7 protein-coding genes are annotated in these 7930 nt (G+C 43.4%); 1 reads left to right on the top strand and 6 read right to left on the bottom strand.

Going from position 1 to position 7930, the window contains the following annotated elements:
- Positions 1-87 precede the first annotated feature (87 nt).
- The 4 genes from V7K89_RS31425 to acpP all read right to left on the bottom strand — a co-directional run bounded on the left by V7K89_RS31425 (position 88) and on the right by acpP (position 4645).
- Complete coding sequence (locus V7K89_RS31425; protein WP_335194365.1) at positions 88-273, bottom strand: hypothetical protein; 186 nt, start codon at positions 271-273, stop codon at positions 88-90.
- Between the two features lie 180 nt (positions 274-453).
- Positions 454-2481, bottom strand: a complete 2028-nt coding sequence (gene tkt / locus V7K89_RS31430; RefSeq protein WP_335194367.1) for a transketolase — start codon at positions 2479-2481, stop codon at positions 454-456.
- Between the two features lie 300 nt (positions 2482-2781).
- Positions 2782-4032, bottom strand: coding sequence for a beta-ketoacyl-ACP synthase II (gene fabF / locus V7K89_RS31435; RefSeq protein WP_335194369.1), 1251 nt, complete (start codon positions 4030-4032; stop codon positions 2782-2784).
- A 358-nt stretch (positions 4033-4390) separates the two neighbouring features.
- Positions 4391-4645, bottom strand: coding sequence for an acyl carrier protein (acpP, locus tag V7K89_RS31440; RefSeq protein ID WP_335194371.1), 255 nt, complete (start codon positions 4643-4645; stop codon positions 4391-4393).
- Positions 4646-5067: 422 nt separating this feature from the next.
- Between acpP and V7K89_RS31445 the strand changes: the two genes are divergently transcribed.
- Positions 5068-5973 carry a CoB--CoM heterodisulfide reductase iron-sulfur subunit B family protein gene (locus tag V7K89_RS31445; protein ID WP_335194373.1) on the top strand — a complete coding sequence of 302 codons (906 nt, stop codon included), beginning with the start codon at positions 5068-5070 and terminating at the stop codon, positions 5971-5973.
- Positions 5974-6042: 69 nt separating this feature from the next.
- Here the strand turns inward: V7K89_RS31445 and V7K89_RS31450 are convergent, their stop codons facing one another.
- Positions 6043-6804, bottom strand: coding sequence for a DUF928 domain-containing protein (locus V7K89_RS31450; protein WP_335194375.1), 762 nt, complete (start codon positions 6802-6804; stop codon positions 6043-6045).
- Between the two features lie 585 nt (positions 6805-7389).
- Positions 7390-7737 (bottom strand): hypothetical protein, encoded by a 348-nt coding sequence (locus V7K89_RS31455; protein WP_335194377.1) that lies wholly within the window; start codon positions 7735-7737, stop codon positions 7390-7392.
- Positions 7738-7930: the final 193 nt, after the last annotated feature.

Raw genomic sequence — 7930 nt, forward strand, 5'->3', positions numbered from 1 at the left:
ACAAATGCTCTGAATGCGGTAACTAAAAAAGACATTATTGGATGGTTCACCCACTGCTGTTACTATATTGCACCCAACTGAGAACCGCTATATATCATCTTCTCCTTCAATCAATAACAAAGTCATCATATGTCCCTCAACAAACCCTGTTAATCTGAAATCAGACATAGCTTTTAGTTCCTCCATAGAAACTTTCTCTAAATAATATTTAAATATCATTTGAATTGCTTTATCTTTATTTAGATAATACTGATAGCTACTATCCTTTCGCATCAAATGTTCTACAATTTTTGTGAGCCGAGTTAGAAGTAAATTTATTTACTCAGAAACTTCCTGCATAACTTCCTCCCAATTAGTAACTTATTACTCCAATTATAGTTAATCTTACTTTACATAAAAAAGGGTAGGCTTTTCAGCCCACCCCCATACAATTTGGAGAATATTCTGTTGTTATTAACCCAACAATTGTTTAGCCTTAGCCAACACATTATCAACGCTAAAGCCAAACTTCTCTAGACAAACACCGCCTGGAGCCGAAGCACCAAAGCGATCAATACTAACAGTATCGCCTTCAGTACCTATATACTTGTGCCAACCGAAACTGCCACCAGCTTCTACAGACAAACGCTTGGTGACAGCTTTCGGCAAAACGGACTCTTTATAAGCCGCATCCTGTGCTTCAAACAATTCCCATGAAGGTAGCGAGACAACACGGACTTTCTTGCCTTCAGCCTTGAGTTTTTCAGCTGCGCCGACGGCGAGGCTCAATTCTGAACCAGTACCAATCAGGATGATATCAGGTGTACCTTCGCTATCTACCACAGTGTATCCACCCTTCGCCACGCCTTCAATTGATGTACCTGCCAAGTTGGGGACGTTTTGACGGGTGAATGCCAACAGAGACGGAGCATTTTGCTTCGCTTTCTCGATCGCTATTTTATAAGCACCAGAGGTTTCGTTACCGTCTGCAGGACGAAACACGGTTAAATTAGGAATAGCTCGCAAGGAAGCCAGAGTTTCAATCGGTTGGTGCGTGGGACCATCTTCACCTTGTCCAATGGAATCGTGGGTCATCACCCAAATCACCCCAGCTTGGGAAAGGGCGGATAAGCGGATGGCAGCACGCATATAGTCTGTGAAGATTAAGAAGGTAGCACCGTAGGGAATTAATCCCGAACTGTGTAGTGCTATCCCATTACAAATTGCGCCCATCCCATGTTCCCGTACCCCAAAGTGGATGTTGGGATTTTCGTAGTGTCCTTTTTGGAAGTCGTCCTTGCCTTTGATTTCAGTCAAGTTGGAGTGGGTCAAGTCAGCCGAACCACCAAGCAATTCAGGTAAAACTGCCGCCAGTTTGTTGAGGCAAGTTTCTGAGTGTTTGCGGGTGGGTAGTCCTTTGTCTTCGGGGGTATAGGTGGGTAGTACCTTGTCCCAACCATCCGGTAGTTTGCCGCTTAGGAAACGTTCAAATTCAGCTGCTTCTTGAGCATACTTAGCTTTGTAGTCGGCAAAAGTTTTGTTCCAGTCGTTTTCATAACCTGCGCCGCGCTCAACAGCTTTGCGCGTATGGTTGAGGGCCTCTTCTGGGATTACGAAAGGCTCGTATTCCCAACCCAAATTTTTTCGCGTCAATGCCACTTCATCTCCACCCAAAGCTGCACCGTGAACACCAGCGGTATTTGCTTTGTTAGGAGAACCATAACCAATGGTGGTTGTAACTTTAATGAAAGAAGGCTTATCAGTGACAGCTTTGGCTGCTTCAATTGCTTGAGCAATTGCTTCTAAATCAGTGTTACCTTCCTTAACGTGTTGGACGTGCCAACCGTAAGCTTCAAAGCGCTTGGAAACATCTTCGGTAAATGCCACATCTGTGGAACCGTCGATAGAAATGTGGTTGTCGTCGTACAGAGCGATGAGTTTGCCTAATCCCAAGTGTCCTGCAAAAGAACAAGCTTCACCAGAAATTCCTTCCATGTTGCAACCGTCACCCACAATCACGTAGGTATAATGGTCAACAATCTTGGTATCGGGTTTGTTAAATTTAGCGCCAAGGTACGCTTCGGCGATCGCTAACCCAACTCCATTGGCAATTCCTTGACCCAAGGGACCAGTTGTAACTTCCACGCCTGGGGTCATAAAGTTTTCAGGGTGTCCAGGAGTTTTGGATTCCCATTGACGGAATTGCTTGATATCTTCAATGCTTACACTATCGTAGCCTGTCAGGTACAGTAGGGCATACTGCAACATCGAGCCATGACCAGCAGACAAGACAAAGCGATCGCGGTTAAACCATTTGGGATTCTTGGGATTAAACTTCATAAAGCGATCCCAGAGGACAAAAGCCATAGGAGCCGCGCCCATCGGCAGTCCTGGGTGTCCCGATTTTGCTTTTTCTACGGCATCAACAGCCAAGAAGCGGATCGAGTTAATAGCCAGTTCTTCGACAGACAATTCTTTGGCGGATTGGGTTGCAACAGTCATAATCTCTTGTTTTTTAACGACGGGTTAGCACTCTTCGTAGCTGTAGCTTCTCTTGCTGGGGTTATTTTAGATTCCCCACAGTATCCTCATCATCCCACTCCCACTTGTCGATGGACAAGCGGGATGTCCTGAGTTTCTGGTGATAAATCAAGCTGATAATTGGGTCATGCTGAACGCTTAGTTTATATCGAAATGATATTTTTGATACTTTGGGCATGGGGCATGAGGAAGAAATCAATTCAAAATTCAAAATTTAAAAATTCTGCCTCCTGCCTCCTGCCTCCTGCCTCCTGACTTCTTTTAAATGTATTTCTTAAAGGCCAGTGTGACATTATGACCGCCAAATCCAAAAGAATTGGATATTGCCACCTCGACTTTTTGAGCGCGGCTAGAGTTAGGCACGTAATCTAAGTCACACTCTGGATCGGGATTTTCCAAATTGATTGTCGGTGGAATTTGGTCATTAGTGATCGCTAGCACTGTTGCCACTGCTTCAATACCTCCAGAACCGCCCAATAAATGACCTGTCATCGATTTAGTAGAGCTAATTGCCACCTTATAAGCATGTTCTCCCAAGGCTTTTTTGATTGCTGAGGTTTCAGTTGAATCGTTAGCTGGGGTACTAGTGCCGTGAGCGTTAATATAGCTAATTTGTTCGGGAGTTATACTGGCATCTTTGAGAGCCAGTTCGATTGCTCTAGCGGCTCCGAGTCCACCAGGTACGGGGGAGGTGATATGGTAAGCATCACAGGTCATGCCATAGCCGATCATTTCCGCATAAATGTGAGCGCCGCGACTGATGGCGTGTTGCAGTTCTTCTAGAATTAAAATTCCCGCACCTTCACCCAAAACAAATCCGTTGCGATCGCGGTCAAAAGGACGGCAAGCATGAACTGGGTCATCATTGCTAAAAGAGAGTGCCTTGCAGGCGGCGAACCCAGCTATCGACAATGGTGTGACAGCTGACTCCGTTCCCCCACAAATCATCGCCTGGGCATATCCCCCTTGAATTAAGCGAAAAGCATCTCCAATGGCGTTAGAGCCAGCGGCACAGGCTGTTACAGGACAGGAGTTTGGCCCTTTAGCACCCGTGTGAATTGCCGTTAATCCTGCGGCCATATTGGCGATCATCATCGGAATCATGAATGGACTACAGCGATCAGGGCCACGGTTGAGGTAGATAGTTTGCTGGTCTTCTAATACTTTAATTCCACCAACGCCAGAACCGATCATCACACCTACCTGTTCTGCATTCAGTTCATTAATAACTAACTCCGCGTTAGCTAGAGCCTGTTTTGCTGCCGCAACCCCAAATTGGGAAAATCGATCCATGCGCTTGGCCTCTTTACGCTCCAAGTAATTATGCGGATCGAAGTTTTTCACCTCACCAGCAATCCGGCAATCATGGCGAGACGCATCAAATAATGTGATGTAGTCAATGCCATTGCGTCCACTCAATAATCCATTCCAATATTCTGTTGCTGTGTTACCTATAGGTGTAATCGCGCCAACACCAGTTACAACAACGCGTTTACGTGTATGATCTGTCATGATTCAGTTAAAAATGGCGAAAAAGCGAAAAGTCGAGCCAGTGCGTTGGGCGGGTTTCCCGACTTGAACCACCTGGCGTCGGGGCGCCGGCTTCCGGCGATCTGTTAGCGCAGCGTTAGCGACGCAGGAGCGTCACTTTTCAAGAAGCAGCAGGCAAAAAATTTGAGGTTAGCGACTTGGTACTGGTGAGCCAGCACGATCGTCAAAGGTTTTCTTTACGAGCGACTGGCATCGGATTTACTGACTTCAAGTGATTGTCGTTAACGTCAGCATTGGTGACATTAGCAGCGTCAGGCGAAGAGTGGCTAGATATTAGAGAAAAATCTCTCCAATCCCAATCCTCAATTCCAATCCTCAGTTAAGCTGAGGCGGTAACTTTGTTATCGATGTAATCTACTGCATCTTGAACCGATACAATCTGCTCGGCAGCTTCATCAGGAATTTCGATATCAAATTCTTCTTCCAAAGCCATTACCAATTCAACGGTATCTAAGGAATCTGCTCCTAAATCTTCCATAAACTTGGACTGGGGTGTGATTTTGGCAGGATCGTCAACACTCAATTGTTCGGTGACGATTTTCTTAACCTTTTCAAAAAGTTCCGTTTGGCTCATAAATAATAAAAGTCCTTAACCAGTTGCTAGGTTCTGCTCTTTACGGGAAACATTGTTTTGAGCATATACATCTTATCGTCAAGCGCGATCGCCCGCATACTTCCAAGGGTTTTTCTGTTAGAAAACCTCTCCCATTCTTAAAATAAATCGGGTAAGTTTTCTCGGAACACTTGAGCAGTGGAGCGTGCTACGCCATCACCGATTCCGTGTAAATGCTTTGGTTTTCCAATTATTGCTAAAATTTTTTACAATGTCTCGAGCGGTATTTACAGCCTTGCTAGCAATTAAGAATATGTAGATGCTGCGACCCTTTAACCTAGATGCTTAAAAGGTAGCTAAACGTCAAACATCAGAATGATGCTAACAAGGAATGATAAAACAGTTATTGTTTAGAGCGATCGCTCTAACCCAAACATACTTCTATGCTACCTCAGACACTCAAATACGCTTACTTCCCCGGTTGTGTTGCTCAAGGAGCCTGTCGGGAACTTTACCAGTCAACTCAAGCGCTTACCCAAGCACTAGGTATTGAACTAGTTGAACTTAAAAAAGCTGCTTGCTGTGGTTCTGGCACATTTAAAGAAGATTCGCAACTGCTAGAAGATACAGTCAACGCCAGAAATATTGCCCTAGCAGAAGAATTAAATCTGCCCTTACTTACCCATTGCAGTACTTGTCAAGGTGTTATCGGTCATGTAAATGAACACCTGAAAGAATGTAAGACTTCTAACCCTGTTTACATTGAACAGGTTAATAGCTTGCTAAATAAAGAAGGCTGTTCGCCCTATCGCGGCAGTACTGACGTTAAACATCTTCTTTACGCCTTAGTAACAGATTATGGTTTAGAGGAAATTAGCAAACGTGTCACCCGGAAGTTAACTGGATTAAAATGTGCGGCTTTTTATGGCTGTTATCTCCTCCGCGCCCAAAAATCTATGCCTGATGACGACCCCTTCCAACCGGAAGCGATGGAAAATATGTTTCGGGCGGTGGGTGCAACACCAATTTATTATCGAGGGCGGACACAATGTTGTGGTTGGCCGCTTGCTAGTTATGCTACTACCCAATCTTTTAAAATGGCGGGGATGCATATTCAGGATGCCATAGCATCTGGTGCTGACTGTATAGTTACGCCTTGTCCTCTGTGCCACTTAAATTTAGATTCGCGTCAGCCAGAGGTAGAAAAGGTGATTGAACAAAAGCTAGGTTTACCAGTGTTGCATTTACCTCAGTTGATTGCTTTAGCACTTGGGGTTAGTCCAAAAAAACTGGGTTTAGACCGTCACATTGTTTCTACAAAGCCAGTGTTGGAAAAATTAGGATTTTAGTTTATGAAGTACAAGGGGCTTAAGTCCCTTGTCTGGTTAATTTATTAGACTTTGAACAGTGATAAATAGCTATTGGCAGCAATTTACTATCGGTTCTGAAGCAATGCTATTCAAACCAACAGCTTGTAACATGGAAGCCCAATTACTATGTTTCGGGTCTAAGCGATGAAGTTCGGCTAAAGCAGTTAGGGAATCGTACCATATACCATTAGTGGCATAAAGGGCAACGCGCTGTTTTGGTGTTGCTGTCTCTAACTGACTTTTCAGAACGGAGTTTTGTTCGACTCTTTTAACCCAACCATTCACAAAAACAGGTGATTGTTGTAAATTACAGTAAGTATTGAAGTACCAACGATAACGCTTGCCAATTTCTAATGGGGAAGTTGTTGATGGCAAAGAGAAGCGTACAACCCCTGGCGTTCCAGATAGGGAAATAGGGCTTTGATATATAGTTTCTCCCGCTTCATTCTGTAGCACAAATTCTGCGGAAACTGTGGCGACATGATAAGGAACGTAAAACCAGAAAGTTGGATGTGAGGTAGTCGTTAATCCAAAGACTAATTCTGCATTAGGAAACTGATAAACCGGAACTAACGCTGTCAGTTGCTTTTGTTTGGATGTAGCAAGCTGCTTATCCATACTTTCGCAGCCGCGCTTTCCTCCGCCAACACGATTACCGGGGGCATTAATGTCGTCTGGCGGAGGAGGTGCGTTAAAAATCCCCGATGGGAGAATTTCAGATTTTACAGGCTGTGCTTGAACTAGCATCAAGTATGGCGATACTAAACTGATTGCAAAGGCAATTTTAAGCTGTCGAAAACCTAATTTCATTTCTCAAAGCTTTTATCTATTTTTATTAGCAGGTGTCTAATTTTACAGATAGAAAATCTGACTTTTTACAATGCCCCTTCAGAGTAGGGTGTGGAGTGTAAGGTGTAGGCTACACCCTTTCAAAGCAGAATAAGCGGACTAATGAAGGCTATTTAAATATTCAAAAGCATGAAAGGTATTTTCGGAAATTATACTTGCTCATAGATAGCAGTTCTCATTTAGATGCAGTACAACATTAGATCGCCAGATGTCGGGGCACTATCTACAGTAGTTTTCTTTTGCATGAAGTACAAAGCTACGGGTTTTGAGGCAAGAGGCAGTTCGAGCTTACGGCAGGAAGGAGGTAGAAAATTTTTGTAAGTCCTGCATTTGTACCTCAATTAAAAAGCAAACTGCTGTAAATTTAATGAAAGTATTGTGGGCTGCGCATCTTGCCCACCCTAATTATGCAAGTTAAATGTGGAACAGCTTAGTAATCCTATTTGATTTGTGAGAATTGCAAGCCACAGATGCCTGACGGGCAAAGTTACGGTAAGTTTCTTTGTTTGTGCAGGCGCTATTTTAATCGTTAAGTATATTTGCTGATTACTTTATCAAAATACCTAATTGCTTTATCAAAATGTCTGTTTGCTTTCTCAAAACACTTAAATGCTTTATCGAAAGGTCATTTGACTTACTCAAAAGCTCGTTTGACTTATTCATTTTGGTGTTTTCCGCAAGCAAAAGCTTATTTGACTTACTTAAAAGCTCGTTTGACTTACTTATTTTGGTGTTTTCCGCAAGCAAAAGCTCATTTGACTTACTTAAAAGCTCGTTTGACTTACTCATTTTGGTGTTTTCCGCAAGCAAAAGCTCATTTGACTTACTCATTTTGGTGTTTTCCGCAAGCAAAAGCTTATTTGACTTACTCATTTGAGAAATTCGCACGCTCATAACTGCTACACGAACATAGATGCACAGGGAAGTCTATCTAACCAGGCTACAAAACCCTTATTTTTCTCGGACTAGTAGATTGAGATGAGAAACGCTGTAAATTATAGCGGTTCTCAGTTGGGTGCAATATAGTAACAGCAGTGGGTGAACCATCCAATAATGTCTTTTTTAGTTACCGCATTCAGAGCATTTG

It is taken from the genome of Nostoc sp. (genome assembly GCF_036917515.1).
GTDB lineage: Bacteria > Cyanobacteriota > Cyanobacteriia > Cyanobacteriales > Nostocaceae > Nostoc.